At 46.9% G+C, this 15,933-nt stretch carries 15 protein-coding genes; 7 read left to right on the forward strand and 8 right to left on the reverse strand.

What is annotated here, in order from left to right; all coding sequences use genetic code 11:
• Positions 1-91: 91 nt before the first annotated feature.
• Positions 92-688 carry a transglycosylase SLT domain-containing protein gene (locus JHL22_RS04695; RefSeq protein WP_200234448.1) on the reverse strand — a complete coding sequence of 199 codons (597 nt, stop codon included), beginning with the start codon at positions 686-688 and terminating at the stop codon, positions 92-94.
• 183 nt (positions 689-871) lie between these two features.
• On the opposite strand from JHL22_RS04695, the gene JHL22_RS04700 reads away from it, so the two are divergent.
• Entirely contained in the window at positions 872-1,990 is a 1,119-nt protein-coding gene (locus JHL22_RS04700) for an AI-2E family transporter (RefSeq protein ID WP_200234462.1), read from the forward strand.
• A gap of 200 nt (positions 1,991-2,190) precedes the next feature.
• Here JHL22_RS04700 and eco read toward each other — a convergent pair whose 3' ends face one another.
• Positions 2,191-2,670 (reverse strand): serine protease inhibitor ecotin, encoded by a 480-nt coding sequence (eco, locus tag JHL22_RS04705; protein ID WP_200234464.1) that lies wholly within the window; start codon positions 2,668-2,670, stop codon positions 2,191-2,193.
• A 165-nt stretch (positions 2,671-2,835) separates the two neighbouring features.
• Here eco and JHL22_RS04710 point away from each other — a divergent pair, with 165 nt between their 5' ends.
• Genes JHL22_RS04710 through JHL22_RS04720 form a run of 3 tightly spaced genes read left to right on the forward strand, consistent with a single transcriptional unit; the run spans position 2,836 to position 5,814 of the window.
• Positions 2,836-3,789 (forward strand): Bug family tripartite tricarboxylate transporter substrate binding protein, encoded by a 954-nt coding sequence (locus JHL22_RS04710; RefSeq protein ID WP_200234466.1) that lies wholly within the window; start codon positions 2,836-2,838, stop codon positions 3,787-3,789.
• Entirely contained in the window at positions 3,779-4,294 is a 516-nt protein-coding gene (locus JHL22_RS04715; protein ID WP_234041117.1) for a tripartite tricarboxylate transporter TctB family protein, read from the forward strand. The genes JHL22_RS04710 and JHL22_RS04715 overlap by 11 nt, the downstream gene beginning before the upstream one ends.
• Positions 4,295-4,326: 32 nt before the next feature.
• Complete coding sequence (locus tag JHL22_RS04720) at positions 4,327-5,814, forward strand: tripartite tricarboxylate transporter permease (RefSeq protein WP_200234470.1); 1,488 nt, start codon at positions 4,327-4,329, stop codon at positions 5,812-5,814.
• A gap of 20 nt (positions 5,815-5,834) precedes the next feature.
• Here JHL22_RS04720 and JHL22_RS04725 read toward each other — a convergent pair whose 3' ends face one another.
• Complete coding sequence (locus JHL22_RS04725) at positions 5,835-6,317, reverse strand: Lrp/AsnC family transcriptional regulator (RefSeq protein ID WP_200234472.1); 483 nt, start codon at positions 6,315-6,317, stop codon at positions 5,835-5,837.
• Positions 6,318-6,465: 148 nt separating this feature from the next.
• Between JHL22_RS04725 and mdeB the strand changes: the two genes are divergently transcribed.
• Positions 6,466-9,132 carry an alpha-ketoglutarate dehydrogenase gene (mdeB, locus tag JHL22_RS04730; RefSeq protein ID WP_200234474.1) on the forward strand — a complete coding sequence of 889 codons (2,667 nt, stop codon included), beginning with the start codon at positions 6,466-6,468 and terminating at the stop codon, positions 9,130-9,132.
• Between the two features lie 67 nt (positions 9,133-9,199).
• On the opposite strand, the gene ahpF is transcribed toward mdeB, so the two are convergent.
• The 5 genes from ahpF to JHL22_RS04755 form a co-directional block, all read right to left on the reverse strand.
• Positions 9,200-10,786 (reverse strand): alkyl hydroperoxide reductase subunit F, encoded by a 1,587-nt coding sequence (ahpF, locus tag JHL22_RS04735; protein WP_200234477.1) that lies wholly within the window; start codon positions 10,784-10,786, stop codon positions 9,200-9,202.
• A 125-nt stretch (positions 10,787-10,911) separates the two neighbouring features.
• Positions 10,912-11,475, reverse strand: coding sequence for an alkyl hydroperoxide reductase subunit C (gene ahpC, locus JHL22_RS04740; protein WP_200234479.1), 564 nt, complete (start codon positions 11,473-11,475; stop codon positions 10,912-10,914).
• Positions 11,476-11,636: 161 nt separating this feature from the next.
• Positions 11,637-13,043, reverse strand: a complete 1,407-nt coding sequence (locus JHL22_RS04745; protein WP_200234481.1) for a sensor histidine kinase — start codon at positions 13,041-13,043, stop codon at positions 11,637-11,639.
• A gap of 5 nt (positions 13,044-13,048) precedes the next feature.
• Positions 13,049-13,702: a response regulator transcription factor gene (locus JHL22_RS04750; RefSeq protein WP_200234483.1), complete on the reverse strand. Its 654-nt coding sequence runs from the start codon at positions 13,700-13,702 to the stop codon at positions 13,049-13,051.
• A complete protein-coding gene (locus JHL22_RS04755; protein ID WP_329610636.1) occupies positions 13,702-14,061 on the reverse strand; it encodes a PepSY domain-containing protein in 360 nt (119 codons plus the stop codon). Before JHL22_RS04755 ends, JHL22_RS04750 begins: the two co-directional genes overlap by 1 nt.
• Before the next feature lie 157 nt (positions 14,062-14,218).
• On the opposite strand from JHL22_RS04755, the gene JHL22_RS04760 reads away from it, so the two are divergent.
• Together JHL22_RS04760 and JHL22_RS04765 are read left to right on the forward strand one after the other, a co-directional pair.
• Positions 14,219-14,527: a PepSY domain-containing protein gene (locus JHL22_RS04760; protein WP_200234485.1), complete on the forward strand. Its 309-nt coding sequence runs from the start codon at positions 14,219-14,221 to the stop codon at positions 14,525-14,527.
• 54 nt (positions 14,528-14,581) lie between these two features.
• On the forward strand, positions 14,582-15,904 hold the full coding sequence (locus tag JHL22_RS04765) for a ferredoxin reductase family protein (protein WP_200234487.1): 1,323 nt from the start codon (positions 14,582-14,584) through the stop codon (positions 15,902-15,904).
• Positions 15,905-15,933 lie beyond the last annotated feature (29 nt).

Raw genomic sequence — 15,933 nt, forward strand, 5'->3', positions numbered from 1 at the left:
GTATATCTCACAAAATAATACAGATTTTGATTAATACAAACCAATTAAGCTCAAACTATTCAGTTAAGGAGAAAAAAGCTTATAGTTAAATTTAAAAACGGTTTGAGCAGGCAGCATACTGGGCGCTATACCGGGAGGCCCGGTCTTTGACCTTTTGTGCGGTATTAACCAGCCATCTTTTACTTTGGTATGTTCCGTTTCGATAGCCGGTCCAGCCTTCGTGGTAATTCAGGTATTGGGCATAGGCATCCCACTTGGAAACACCATTTACCTTTTGCGCTTTACTCATGTACCAGCCCATAAAATCAAGGGCATCCGAAAAATCATCGCGATCCGGGCTCCAGCGATTGGTTTCTTTGCGATAATCACTCCATACTTCATCTTTTGCCTGGGCATAGCCAAATGCAGAACTTACCCTGCCCCAGGGAATAATGCCAAGCAAATAATCCTTGGGTGGCCTGGCATCATGACGAAAGGTGGATTCCTGATACATGATAGCCATGGGCACATGAACCGGAACCCCCCACCTCTCTTTGGTTTCAAGGGCCGCCTCGTGCCATGAGGGTTTTTCCCGGAAGATTTCACAGATATTTTCAGGGTTGGCGGGAGGCGTGGTACTGCAGGCTGCTAGCAGCAAAAAAAACAATGAAGATATACCGGTTTTTGTTAAGCCCCTGAAGGTGTCCATACTTTCCTGCGACGCAATTTATATATAAAAATTTTAATTATTGTAAAGCAATAGTTGCATGCTTGCCATGAGCACCCGCTTATGGAAAACCACGAAAAATCAACTATACTGGCATTTTTACCGGTTTTTGAACAATGCTCTCCCTTTTAATGATTTATGACCCCGTTACCGTACGGAAACACGATGCCGCCAATTCAAAATAAAAACAGTACCCAATATCACTTCTTCCTTGTTTTGCTTATTGCCGTTTCCATTGGCTTTATATGGTTACTGTTACCCTATTACAGTGCCATGTTCTGGGCGGTTATTTTCAGTGTCCTGTTCAGGCCGCTTAATTTATGGTTCCTGAAAAAAATGCCCAAGGCGCCTAATACGGCGGCCCTGATTACACTGGTTATTGCCCTGTTAGTCGTGATTATTCCGCTCATTACCATCACCACATCCCTAATAAAAGAAATATCCCTGTTGTATCAACGTGTTCAAAGCGGGCAGCTTAATCTGGGTCTGTATTTTGAACAAATCATCCAAAGCCTGCCGCCGTTTTTTAAAGATATCCTTGATCGCTACGAAATACACAGTCTTTTCGGCCTACGGGAAAAATTAACCGAAGCCGCCGCGCAAGCAAGTAAATTCCTGGCTAATCAGGCACTGACTATTGGTCAGGATACCTTTCAATTCCTGATTACCTTTGGCATCATGCTCTATTTACTGTTTTTCCTGCTCAGGGATGGCAGTTACCTGGTGCAAAAAATCAAATCCATGATTCCTCTTGAATATGAGCAAAAGCAGCATTTGCTTAGCAAATTCGCCACGGTTGTCAAGGCAACCGTCAAGGGAAACATCTTGGTTGCCGCCACCCAAGGGGTACTGGGAGGGTTCATTTTCAGTGTGCTGGGCATCCAGGGATCTTTATTGTGGGGAACCATTATGGGTTTCCTGTCTTTGCTGCCTGCTATTGGTGCGGCACTCATCTGGTTCCCTGTTTCTATTTATTTTCTTGTAACCGGCGAAACCTGGCATGGTGTGATCCTGATCCTGTATGGCGTACTGATTATTGGCCTTACCGATAACGTGCTCAGGCCCTTGTTAGTTGGCAAAGATACAAAATTGCCCGATTATGTCATTCTGATTTCCACTATCGGCGGCCTGACCGTTTTCGGCCCTAACGGTTTCGTGATTGGCCCCCTGCTTGCCGCACTGTTTATTTCATGCTGGGATTTATTCCCCTCTTCTATCGAAACATCAATAGAAACATCAACAGCCCCTGATGAAGCAAGTAATGCGATAAATTTGAAACAATAAAATGAATAAACCAACGCATTGACCGCTTGCTATTTATGTCTGGTTTATCTCTAAAGAAGCGGTAAGAAAACCCGGTTAAATAAGTATTGTCTGTAATAGGCATTAGTTATAGCCGGGTTTTCTTTTGTTTGATTTTTGTATTAGTAGCCAGTTTTATTCAAGCCGGTTAACTGTCTGACAGGCAGTATTACAATGGCCAACTACTCTTTCACCGCCTCTTTTACAGTTTCACCGGCTTGCCAAATGCGGTACTTCACTTCAACGTCCGCTGGTGTATAAACTACGATTGGCAAACGACTATTGTAATCAAGTAAAAAATCATTACCCATCAGCTGGACAAATTTTTCTGTGGGTTCCTGGCCCGGGCAGGCCATTAACGTTGCCATGGGACCCTTTAAGGCTTCAATGCTGTAATAAGGGTAGCCCCACCCTTCAAGATTGTGCACTTTTAACTCCCCGCCAAACGCATGCCGGTTGCAATCAACTTTCATGGTTTTTCCCACCATTAGTTGCACTTTAAGGTTTTCTTCCTGGGGAACCTCTGTCAGGTGGATAACCTGCCGTACCTGGTCTGGCTTGGCCGCTGGATAGGGCACTTTGGGATCAAGGCTGGCAGCATTCACATTAAACGCGACAGCACCCATACAAAAAAACAAATTAAACAGTTTAAAATTATTCATACTCAAGATTCACCTGTTACTGGATCATTCAATTAGAAAATCAATAGATATTTGAAAATGCAATGATCGGGTAATGTGTTTTACCCTTATTGACAAAGAAATAGCTTCAACCTATTCTAGCCTGAAAAGCGTAACAAACAATAATCCACATTTACTGGAGTAGACATGAAACGAAACAATTTTTTGCGTTCTCTATTTACCGCTGCTGTTATGTTTAGCAGTGTCGCTTATGCCCAGGTTAGCGTCATGTTACCGGCCAACCCTGGTGGCGGTTGGGATGGAACCGGTCGCCAGGCATTTAATGCCATGAATAAGGCGGGTATTTATACCGGCCCGGTCAATTTCACCAATAAGGGTGGTGCAGGCGGCACCATCGGCCTGGCAGAATTCCAGAATACACAAACCGGCAAAGCCAATGCCCTGGCCGTTTTTGGTGCTATTACCGTTGGTGCCATCACACTCAATAAATCCCCCATAGATCTAAGTAAGTTCAAGCCAGTGGCCCGCTTAACCGCCGAGTACCTGGTGATTGCCGTCAGACCCGATTCCCCCTACCAGAATCTGGATGATTTTGTTAAAGCGCTAAAAGAAAACCCGGGTGGCACACCGGTTGGCGGAGGTTCCGCTGGTGGGGTTGATCATATCGCGTTGGCTTTATTGGCACAGGCAGGCAACGTACCGGTAAAAGATCTTAATTACATTCCTCAGGCCGGCGGTGCCGATACCGTCACTGGCATCGTCAACGGCACGCTCAAAGCCGGCATTTCCGGTATTTCAGAATTTCAGCAATTTGCCAAATCCAATCGGGTGAAAATCCTGGGCATTACGTCAGCACAACGCATGGAAGGCCTTGATGCCCCCACCTTCAAGGAAGCCGGTTTTGATGTTGAAATTGCCAACTGGCGCGGCATTCTGGGTGCACCTGAAATGCCCGAAGAAAACTACAAGATTTGGATAGACCGCTTCACCCAGCTTAATGACAGCGCCGAATGGAAGCAGGTTCTGGAAACCCAGGGTTGGGATCAGTTCTTCCTGGCCGGACCTGCATTTGGCGATTTCATGAAAAATGAAAGCGAGCGTATTAACACTATCCTGAAGGATGCCGGTCTTGTCCAATAAAGCCCAAGCACCTGTCAATACAACCTCCCAGTCATCAGTAAAACCCTGGTGGCTGGGTATTGTTGTTGTGCTAATGGGTGTGGTTTGTCTTTATTCGGCCAGCAAACTGGACAACACCGCCAGGTACTCTGCCATTGGGCCTGGTATGTTTGTCACCGCAATTGGTATCGGACTGGTGCTGCTTGGCTTGCTGTTGCTTATCCAAATAGCACGTGGTGAAAAATTCGAACCCCAGGATACTGAAAATGCCGAGGGAAGCACGCCCATGGATAAACGGGCATTTTTCATTGCACTGGCCGCGGCCTTTGTGCCAGTTTTCATTATTGAACTCCTCGGGCTTCCCGTTACGGCCATGGTGTCATTTACCTTGGTAACAATGGCCTTTGGTTCAAAAAAAATAGCACTGAACCTGATAATTGGCTTCATTTTAGGTTCTGCAAGCTGGTATTTGTTTAGCTTGCTAGGGCTTCAGCTGGGCGAATTTATTCCCTTGCTGGGCGTTTAATTATCCCGTTACATCAATAATTCAATTTAAATATGGATACACTGGGTCTATTACTACAGGGGTTTGAAGTTGCCCTTACCCCTACCAATCTGTTTTGGGCACTGGTTGGCTCTACACTGGGTACCGCCATTGGTATTTTACCCGGCATTGGCCCTGCCCTAACGATCGCCCTTCTGTTACCGGTCACGGTTTCTGTTGGCCCGGTTTCTGCCTTTATTATGTTTGCCGGTGTCCTGTATGGGGCCATGTACGGAGGCTCCACCACCTCTATTCTCATCAATACCCCCGGTGAAGCCGGCTCTATGATGACAGCGCTGGAAGGCAATAAAATGGCCAGATCCGGGCGTGGGGCCGCTGCACTAGCCACCGCGGCCATTGGCTCTTTTGTGGCGGGAACACTGGCCACCCTTGCCCTTACCTTTGCCGCCCCATATATTGCCGAACTGGCTTTTTATTTTAAGCCTGCCGATTATTTTGCCTTAACAATTATGGCATTCACTTCGGTTGCCGTGGTTATGGGCAGCTCTCGGGTACGCGGTTTTATTTCCCTTTTTATTGGTCTGGGCTTTGGTGTCATGGGCATCGACAACATGACGGGACAGCCCCGCATGACCTTTGGGTTTGCAGACTTGCTGGATGGCATGGAACTGACTGTTGTGCTGGTTTCCCTGTTCGCAGTGGGTGAAATTATTTATGTGGCCAGCCGTTATAAGAACCAGAAAGATGAGGTTGTTTCCGTTAAAGGCGGAATGTGGATGAGCAAATCCGACTGGAAACGCTCTTTCATGCCATGGATTCGTGGTACCGCCATTGGTTTTCCGATGGGTGCGCTGCCCGGTGGAGGTTCTGAAATTCCCACCATGCTTTCTTATACCCTTGAAAAAAACCTGACCAAACACAAAGATGAATTTGGCAAAGGTGCTATTGAAGGCGTGGCGGGCCCCGAAGCCGCCAATAATGCTGCCGCGGCCGGCGTCCTGGTTCCGCTGTTAACCCTGGGGTTGCCAACTTCTGCGACGGCAGCCATCTTGCTGGCTGCTTTTCAGAATTTCGGTTTGCAACCCGGACCTTTTTTGTTTACCAGCAACCCCGAACTGATCTGGGGCCTGATTGCCTCATTATATATTGGCAACGCTATGTTGCTGGTGCTTAACCTGCCCCTTATCGGGATCTGGGTCAAGCTCCTGCTCATTCCAAAACCACAGTTATATGCCGGCATTCTTATTTTTGCCATGATCGGTATCTGGGGGGTGTCAGGTTCTGTTTTTGACCTGGCCTGCATGGCCTTGGTTGGCGTAATGGGCTATGTCATGCGGGTTTATGATTTTCCTATTCCACCCCTGTTAATTGGCCTGATTCTTGGCCCCATGACCGAAAACCAGCTGCGCATCGCACTGGCTGCAGGTCAGGGAAATCCGGCAGTTTTAGTGGAAAGCCCAATGTCTATGGTTTTCCTGACGATTTCCTTTTTATTCCTGTTTGTACCATTCCTGATTAAAAAGCTGCGGAAGGTTGCCTGAAAATAGCCAGACACAATCTTTCAAGCCGCTTTATTCTGTATTCGGGTCAGTGGCAGCGCTGTTTTATATAACACCTGCTTAAGCGCAAAGCTGGATCGAATCTTGTCAATACCTGGTATTGGGGTTAATTGCTCAAGGATAAACCTTTCCAGTGCCCCAATATTAGTCACTGCCACCCTGATCAGGTAATCAGAATCTCCAGTCATTAAATAACATTCCATTACCTCATCATGCTCGGATATCCGTTGTTCAAAATCTGCCAGTGCCTGCTTGTCCTGGGATTTAAGACTGATGGAAATGAAGACGTTCAAATCCAATCCCAGCGCTGAAGGGTTGGCCAAGGCAACATATCGGGAAATAATCCCGCCTGTTTCCAGCGCCTTGACACGTGAAAGGCAAGGTGACGGTGATAAATGCACGCGCTTTGACAATTCCACATTACTGATAGAGCTGTTTTTTTGCAGCTCATCCAAAATTCTCAAGTCAATCAGATCAAGTTTCATAAAATGCCGTAAAAATTAATATTTACACTATTTTATGCTGAAAAAGGTTATTTTTTCAAGAAATTCAGCATCTCATTTTTGGGTATTTTAATTAGAATATTATGAACGATATTCAAAATAAATGGCCAACAAAAAAGGAGGGAATCGTATGAATGCCCCATTACCCAAAAACATTGAGAAAATGATGAATAATTTTTTGCAAAGGGATATTGATCCCGAAGAAACCGAAGAATGGAAAGACTCGCTTCATTCACTGGTTACCACTCATGGTCATGAGCGAGCCGCCTTTATCCTGAATGAACTTTCTGTTCAAGCTCAACAATTACAAATAAGCTGGAAGCAGCAGGCTATCCCCGCCAATCAGTATACCTATGTGAATACCATTTCTCTTAATAAGCAGCCTACCTATCCCGGTAACCTTCAGATAGAAGAAAAAATTGGTGCCTTGATACGCTGGAATGCTTTGGCCATGGTGGTTCGGGCCAATAGTGCTTATGGTGAGTTAGGCGGACATATTGCCAGTTACGCCAGTGCCGCCGATTTGTTTGAAGTTGGCTTCAATCACTTTTTCAAAGCTCGTGAACAGTCAGAGAACGGTCAGAAAGGCGATCTGGTGTTTTTCCAGCCTCACAGTGCCCCGGGTGTTTATTCACGCGCCTTTCTTGAGAATCGCCTGACTGAAAAGGATTTAAGCTTTTTCAGGCAAGAATTACGTGCCAGCCGTGAAGATGCACAAGGCTTATGCAGCTATCCTCACCCCTACCTGATGCCTGATTTCTGGCAATTCCCCACCGGCTCAATGGGTATTGGCCCCATCAGCTCCATTTATCAGGCCCGCTTCATGCATTATTTGACGCATCGTCAGTTGCAAAACTGCGAAAACCGCAAAGTATGGGGTATTTTTGGTGACGGAGAAATGGATGAGCCCGAATCCATGAGCGCGCTTACACTAGCGGCCCGTGAAAAACTGGACAACCTGATCTGGGTCGTCAATTGTAATCTGCAGCGTCTTGATGGCCCGGTTCGTGGTAATGGCCAAGTCATCACAGAATTTGAAAAATTGTTTACCGGTGCAGGCTGGAATGTCATCAAGGTTTTATGGGGTAGCGACTGGGACCCTTTATTTGCCAGAGATATTACGGGAGCCTTGACAAAAGCCCTTGGCGAAACCGTTGATGGACAAATGCAAACCTTTGCTGCCAACGATGGTGCATTTAACCGGGACCATTTTTTCGGACAAAATGAAGCACTTCAACATCTGGTTGAGGGCATGAGTGATGAACAAATAGACAGGCTGCGACGTGGCGGCCATGATATCGTCAAAATTTATGCTGCTTACGCGGCTGCCGCCAGTCATAAGGGGCAGCCCACGGTTATTCTGGCCCATACCAAAAAAGGTTACGGGATGGGCAATGCTGGCCAAGGGAAGATGACCACCCATTCACAGAAAAAACTCGGGGATACTGATTTGATTGCCTTCAGGGATCGTTTCAATTTGCCGTTAAGCGATGAGCAAACCCTTAACCTGGAATTTTACCGACCCGATGAAAACAGCGAAGAAATCCGCTATTTGCATGCACAACGTGAAAAACTGGGTGGTTATTTACCCAAGCGCCATACCAATGCACCGGTTTTCCAGGTTTCTCCTGTAGAGCAATGGGCAGGTTTTGCCTTGCAAGCTGAGAACAAAAGCATGTCCACCACCATGGCTTTTGTGCGCATGCTGGGCAACCTTTTGAAAGACAAGGAAATTGGTCAGCGGATTGTTCCCATTGTCGCTGATGAAGCACGCACTTTCGGCATGGCCAACCTGTTCAAGCAGGTGGGTATTTACTCTAGTGTAGGCCAACAGTATGAGCCCGAAGATATCGGTTCTATCCTGAGTTATCGTGAAGCACTTGATGGCCAAATTCTTGAAGAAGGCATTAGTGAAGCAGGTGCCATTTCCAGCTGGGTGGCTGCGGCAACCAGCTATAGTGCTCATGGTACACCCATGTTGCCTTTTTATATTTATTATTCTATGTTCGGTTTTCAGCGTATTGGAGACCTGATCTGGGCCGCGGCCGACCAACGCCCGCGCGGTTTCCTGATTGGTGCTACGTCAGGCAAAACCACTCTTGGTGGCGAAGGCTTGCAACACCAGGATGGTTCCAGCCATATCTGGTCTGCCACCATTCCAAATTGCAAATCCTATGACCCGGCTTTTGCGGGTGAACTGGCCGTTATTATTGAACAAGGCACGAAGGAAATGATGACGGAGCAAAAAGATGTGTTTTATTACATTACCGTCATGAATGAAAACTATCCACAGCCTTCCCTAAAGCCGGAAATGCGAGAAAACATTCTTAAAGGCGGCTATCATTTCAGACATTACCCGGCACAGTCGGTGCCCGGCCCTCAAGGAAAAAATTGCGTAACCTTGCTGGGTTCCGGTGCCATTCTTACCGAAGTACTGGCCGCCGCCGAAGAACTGTCCTCCCATGGCATAGCGTGTGATGTTTTCAGCATCACCAGCTGGACAGAACTGGCCCGTGACGGTCAGCGTAGCGAAGTTGATACCTGCCCTTCCGGCCAGCCGCTCACGCCTTTTATTGAAGCGCAATTACAAAATAGCAAGGGCCCCATTATTGCGGCAAGCGACTACGTCAGGATGTTACCTGAATCGATTCGTGCTTATATTCCTGCTGATCGACAATACACCACCTTGGGCACAGACGGTTTTGGCCGCAGTGATACGCGAGCAGAATTACGCCAACATTTTGGTGTCAATGCACAGGCAATTGTTGAAATGGCACGTAAACAGTTAGCTTTTTGAGTTAAAAAAAATGGCACGTATTATTTACGTGCCATTTCAAACCCTACTATATTTAAACTATCTGTTCTTACGCAGCCGCACTCTCAGTTGCGGTTTCTTCTTCGGTCACTGAAGTACGGATAAGATGATCGAAAGCACTTAAAGACGCTTTGGCACCTTCACCAATCGCAATCACAATTTGCTTGTAAGGTACCGTGGTTACGTCACCGGCTGCAAATACACCGGGAACCGATGTCTGGCCTTTGGCATCAATCTCTATTTCACCATACTTGCTTAAGTTAACGGTGCCTTTCAACCATTCGGTATTGGGTACCAGACCAATCTGGATAAACACGCCTTCCAGGTCTACTTTTTTGATGGTGTCTGTGGTGCGGTCTTTATAAGACAGACCATTTACCTTGGTACCGTCGCCATGAATCTCGGTGGTTTGGGCAGACATAATGATGTCAACGTTAGGCAAGCTACGCAGTTTGCGTTGCAACACATCATCGGCACGCAGCTGATCGCCATACTCAATCAGGGTCACATGGGCAACCACACCGGCCAGGTCAATGGCCGCTTCAACGCCAGAGTTACCGCCACCAATAACAGCAACCCGTTTGCCTTTAAACAAAGGACCATCACAGTGCGGGCAATAAGCCACACCTTTGGTGCGGTATTCCTGTTCGCCAGGAACATTAATATTGCGCCAGCGGGCACCGGTTGCCAGAATAACGGTTTTACTTTTCAGAACCGCGCCGTTTTCCATCCTGACAGAAATTTCCTTATCGCCAGGAATCAGTTGTTCTGCGCGTTGCAGGTTCATGATATCAACGTCATAGCTACGTACGTGCTCTTCGAGCTGGGCAGCAAAACGGGGGCCATCGGTTTCTTGAACAGAAATAAAGTTTTCGATAGACATGGTATCCAATACCTGACCACCAAAACGTTCTGCAGCAACACCGGTGCGAATCCCTTTACGAGCGGCATAAATGGCTGCGGCAGCGCCGGCAGGACCACCACCAATCACCAAGACGTCAAAAGGGTCCTTGGCATTCAGCTCTTCTGCTTTGCGGCTACCTGCATTGGTATCCAGTTTTGCCAGAATTTCTTCGACACTGGAACGACCCTGACCAAAAGACTCACCATTCAAAAACATGGTAGGTACAGACATAATCTGACGGCTGTCAACTTCTTCCTGGAACAAGGCGCCATCAATAGCCACGTGCTTGATGCGCGGGTTGATAATTGACATGACGTTTAATGCCTGGACAACGTCCGGACAGTTTTGGCATGACAGTGAAAAATAAGTTTCAAACTGGTAATCGCCATCCAGGTTACGGATTTGCTCAATGACGGCTTCATCCAGTTTAATGGGATGACCACCGACCTGCAACAGGGCAAGTACCAGTGAAGTGAATTCGTGGCCCATCGGAATACCGGCAAATTGAACGCTGATATCGGTTCCGGGGCGATTAATGGTAAATGAAGGCTTACGTGAATCAGTGCCTTGCTCGTTTAAGGTAACACGGTCTGAAACAGCAGCGATTTCCTGCAATAATTCTTTCAGTTCCTTCGATTTAGCGCCATCATTCAGTGAAGCAACAATTTCGATTGGCTGGGAAACCATTGCCAGGTAAGTTTTTAATTGTGTCTTGATATTTGCATCTAACATGATGATGAACTCTCCGGATCTTGATTTATTTAACTTTGGGGGATAAGGTTCGGGCAAAGCCCGAACCTTGCAACCAGGAATAAATATTCGGGTCGCGGTAATTTACTGACTAAATAGGCAGTTAATTAAATTTTACCAACCAGGTCCAGTGAAGGAGTCAATGTAGCAGCACCCTCTTCCCATTTGGCTGGGCAAACTTCACCTGGGTGAGCAGCTACGTACTGGGCAGCTTTCACTTTACGCAGCAGTTCAGAGGCATCACGGCCAATACCGTTATCGTGAACTTCCATTACTTTGATTTGGCCTTCTGGATTGATAACGAATGTACCGCGCAACGCAACACCTTCTTCTGCAATCAGAACTTCAAAGTTGTTAGCCAATACGTGGGTTGGGTCACCAATCATTGGGTACTGGACTTTAGCAATGGCGTCAGAAGTATCATGCCATGCTTTGTGTGAGAAATGTGTATCGGTAGATACCGCATATATTTCAACACCCATTTTCTGGAATTCTGCGTAGTGATCAGCCAGGTCTTCCAGTTCTGTAGGGCAAACAAATGTAAAGTCAGCAGGGTAGAACACGACAACAGACCATTTGCCTTTCAGGCTGTCCTGGTTAACGTCAATGAATTTGCCGTTATGGTAAGCGGTTGCGCTGAAAGGTTTGATTTCTGTATTGATTAATGACATTTATTTCTTCCTTGTTTGTTGGGTTAGAAAACTTAATATGTGATCAGTATAACCCCCTATAGCCAATATGTATAATTTATTGTTTTTATAAACAAGTTTAGTTTTAACTATAACGAATATGACTGTCACATAGTTATACTATATCAGAACATTATTGCAATTTAATGTTTTAACCCCAAGTTAGCAGAGGGTAAACGCAATATCACCCGTAATCCGCCCAAAGGAGAAGTGGCTGTCATGACCGTACCGTGATACAGATCGGTAAGGTCACGAACAATATCCAGCCCTAATCCGGTGCCTGGTATCTTTTCATCCGCCCTTATCCCTCGTTGAAAAATCTGGTCTTTTTGGATTTCTGGTAAGCCTTTGCCATCATCGTCAATCGTAATGATGACTTCATCCTGATCGGCACCAACCGCTACGATAATTTCATGACGGGCCCATTTGCAGGCATTATCCAGTACATTGCCAAGCATTTCCTGAAAGTCCTGTTCTTCTCCCCTGAATAGGCACGCCTCTTCTGGCAGGTGCAGTTTTATATCAAGGTCACGCTCCGCATGCAATCGCTGCATCACCCTGATAAGGGCTTCGAGCGATTTTTTTACTGGTGTACGGCTGCTGCTTGCCTGCATGGCGGCTGCCGCCCTGGCCCTGGCTAAATGATAATTTACCTGGCGTTGTGCCAGGGCAACCTGTTCCTGGACCAGGGTGGAAAATGAAGTCTGTTCTTTAGCGGCCGCGTTGGACAATATCGCCAGGGGAGTTTTGACAGCATGCGCAAGGTTACCTGCCTGTGTTCTTGCCCTTTCAATCACCTTGGCATTCACATCCAGAACCTTGTTAAAATCACTCACTAATGGCTCGAGTTCGGCCGGAAAATCACCTTTAATGTGTAAAGTCTTGCCCTCATGAACATCTGTCAGGCTTTTCCGGAGTTTACCAAAAGGACGCAACCCCAATATTACCTGTGTTGTTACTGCCACCATAAGGCCTGCGGCCAGCACCGATAAAGCCAGCATCAACATATTACGAAAACGTTCGGCAGGCAATGCGACAATATCATGGTTAATAGCCACAACCAGACGCAAGGGAGATGATGATTCTTCTTCGGGCTGAATAATCCGCCCCACCGCGTTTAGCACACTGCCCTCAGTATCTGTGATCGTAAAATCCTGCAGCGCTGCACGGGCGCTGCCAATACCTTTTGTAGGTAAAACATTGTCCCAAAGAGAACGAGAACGCAACAGCCCCGTTTTTTCTGTCTGTTCATGGCTATCTTGTTGATCTATTTGCCAGTAAAGACCCGATAAGGGCTGGCTAAACCGTGCGTCGCTAAGTTCGTGTGGAACACTAACGTTGCCATTGGCATCAACCGCCACGAAAGACAGCAACTGATTAAGATGCAAGGTCAGCTCTGCCCTGACCTGCTGCATTATATGCTGCTGGAACAGGCTATTAAGGCCCCAACCGGCCACAACGATAGTCAGTAAGACCCAAGCCAGCGTGCCCGCCAGCAGGCGAAACCTTAATGAGGACCAGAATGAGCGTGCGGTTTTGCGTGCGTTCATTTTTTCTAAGCCAAGCGATAACCCATGCCACGTACCGTTTCGATCGTTCCGGACGGCAATTTCTTGCGCAGGCGGGCAATAAAAACCTCTATCGTGTTGGAGTCGCGGTCTGCATCCTGGGCATAAATATGTTCGGTCAGGATAGAACGGGAGATCACTTCTGCCGGGTGGTGCATGAAATACTCCAATACCTTGAATTCATGGCTGGTTAAGGAAAGCGTCACGCCATTAACGCTTACCCTGGCATTACGCGTATCCATCTCTATGGGGCCGTTTTTAAGAATCGCATTGGTATGACCACCGGTACGCCGCAGCAAAGCCCTGACTCTTGCCAGCAGCTCTTCCATATGAAAAGGTTTGGTCATATAGTCATCGGCACCGGCATCAATACCCATGACTTTCTCATGCCAGTTGTCCCGTGCCGTTAATATTAGAACAGGCATATCAAGAGCGGCGTCACGCCATTTTTTCAAAACTGAAATACCATCCATTAATGGCAGGCCCAGATCAAGAACTGCCAAATCAAATGTTTCCACTTCCCCCATAAACCAGGCGTCTTTGCCGTTCATAGCCACATCAACCACGTAGCCGGCTTCAGTCAGCGTTTCCTTCAACTGAGAGGATAGCGTAGGCTCATCTTCCACAACCAATATTCGCATCAGTCTTTTTCCTGCCTGTTTTCATGAAGTGTTTTACCCTTTTTCTTAAGGACTTTGCCATCTTCGGCATCTACCAGCAATTTAAGCATGTTGCCCGAATCCTGAAGCAGCTTGATTTCATAAAACCAACGGTTTTTATCATCATCATCGTCATGCTCGAACTCGATCTTGACGACCTGGCCGCCAAACTCTTTTTCCATTTTTTCCAGCACCGTACGCAAAGGCATAATCTTGCCTTCAGCCAATGCCTGGCGTGCCAGCTCATGATCATTGGAATCAGCATAAGCCTGCGTGGACAGCAACATGGCACAAGCCAGCAAGCCACCCAGCATTCCGTTATAAAACTTCCTTCCTGTCATGGCGTCTCCTACGTTTGGACTCATTAATAATTAAATTCTTTATATCACAAGGAAGATGAACGGTACATGAACAAAGGCTTCAGATCCGGTTCATTTACCCACATGCATAATACGTTCATGATCAATACCGATCATATCCAAACTACGGAGAATGACCATGAAAACAACTCGTTTATTAACTGCCCTTACCCTTGGTTCCAGCCTGATTTTTTCTGGTGCTGCCCTTAATACCGCCTTGGCCCAAACCGATACGGCTCAAGTACAGACCGCCCCCGCCCAGTCACGGCTGACGATCAAGCAAATTTACGACAAGGTGGAAGCAGCCGGCTATACCAACATTACTGAAATTGAGTTGGATGACAATGTCTATGAAGTCAAGGCACGGAACCAGGAGAATCAACGCCTGCAACTCAAATTTGATCCAAATAGTGGAGAAATCATCAACACCAAAACAAAAAACAAATAGCGATTGATGAAATCGATTAATCCCTGTCTTGAACAATCACCTTAAAGGTTACTCATGAAAACACGACTAATTTCTTTTGTGTCAATCATTACGCTGGCATGGGGCTATGATGTGTTTTATCTGCACCCGCCTGTACAGGGAGACTTGCCGTGGTTAATACAAAGGCAGGGACTTTATTTAAGCGGTTTGTGGGCCATTGCACTTATGTCGCTGGTCATGGTGCTTTCCATTCGCCCAGCCTGGCTTGAAAAGCCGCTGGGCGGCATGGATAAAATGTACCGCCTGCACAAATGGGCGGGAATTTTAGGCATTAGTGCAGCCGGGCTGCACTGGCTGCTTGACATGTCCAGCGACCTGATTAAATCCTGGATTGGTAAAACAGGGCGCCCTCCCAAAGGCGATCTTACCGAGTTTGCCGCCATGTTCCGTTCTTTTGCCAAAGACAGTGGCGAATTAATTGTCTATGCCCTGCTTATCATGCTGGTGCTCACCCTGTGGAAAAAATTTCCCTATAAATTCTGGCGTTATATTCATAAAGTAATGCCGGTTTTCTATCTGCTACTGGTCTTTCACACAATTGTACTGGCACCGGCCAACTACTGGATGCAACCCCTTGGCATATTGCTTGTCATCCTGTTTATACCGGCTTGTATAGCCAGCGTTATTTCCCTGGCAGGCATGGTGGGCAAGCCCCGCCAATCAACGGGCACCATAACGTCCATTCAGGCTCATAATACGGGCATTACAGAAGTCACCTGCAAAATGGATACCTCATGGAAAGAACACCACGCAGGACAATTTGCCTTCCTGACGTTTGACCACCATGAAGGTGCTCACCCGTTCACCATTTCCAGTGCACCGGGCAGTGACAAACACATCAGTTTTCAGATTAAGGCGCTGGGGGACTATACGCGTCAATTATCCGGAAAAATCACAGTAGGCCAAAAAATCAAGGCTGAAGGCCCCTATGGCTGCTTTGATCTAAGCCAACTTGATACCGGTTCGCACCAAACCATGATTGCTGGTGGCATTGGTATTACCCCGTTTCTTTCATGGCTGGAAGACTGCCAGAAGTCGCCAGGCAATATTCCTTCAACCGATTTGCATTATTGCGTACGAAATGCCGATAATGATCCTTTCATCAAACGCATCCTGCAACTGTGCGAAACGCTGCCATCAGTCAGGTTGCATGTTCATCAAAGTGAAAAAGGAGAACGTTTAAGTGCCCAAAAACTGGCCCAAACACTGGGAAAAAAAAGCAGCACCTCAATTTGGTACTGTGGCCCAACCAGCCTGGCAAACAGTATCAAAACCAAGCTGAAAAAATGGTGGCATGGCAAATTCACCTTCCATCAGGAAGCCTTTGAAATGCGTTAACCCGGTTCAAAACAAAAGCGCCACCCAAA

Origin of the sequence: Advenella mandrilli (genome assembly GCF_016595155.1) — a bacterium.
Classification (GTDB): domain Bacteria; phylum Pseudomonadota; class Gammaproteobacteria; order Burkholderiales; family Burkholderiaceae_B; genus Advenella; species Advenella mandrilli.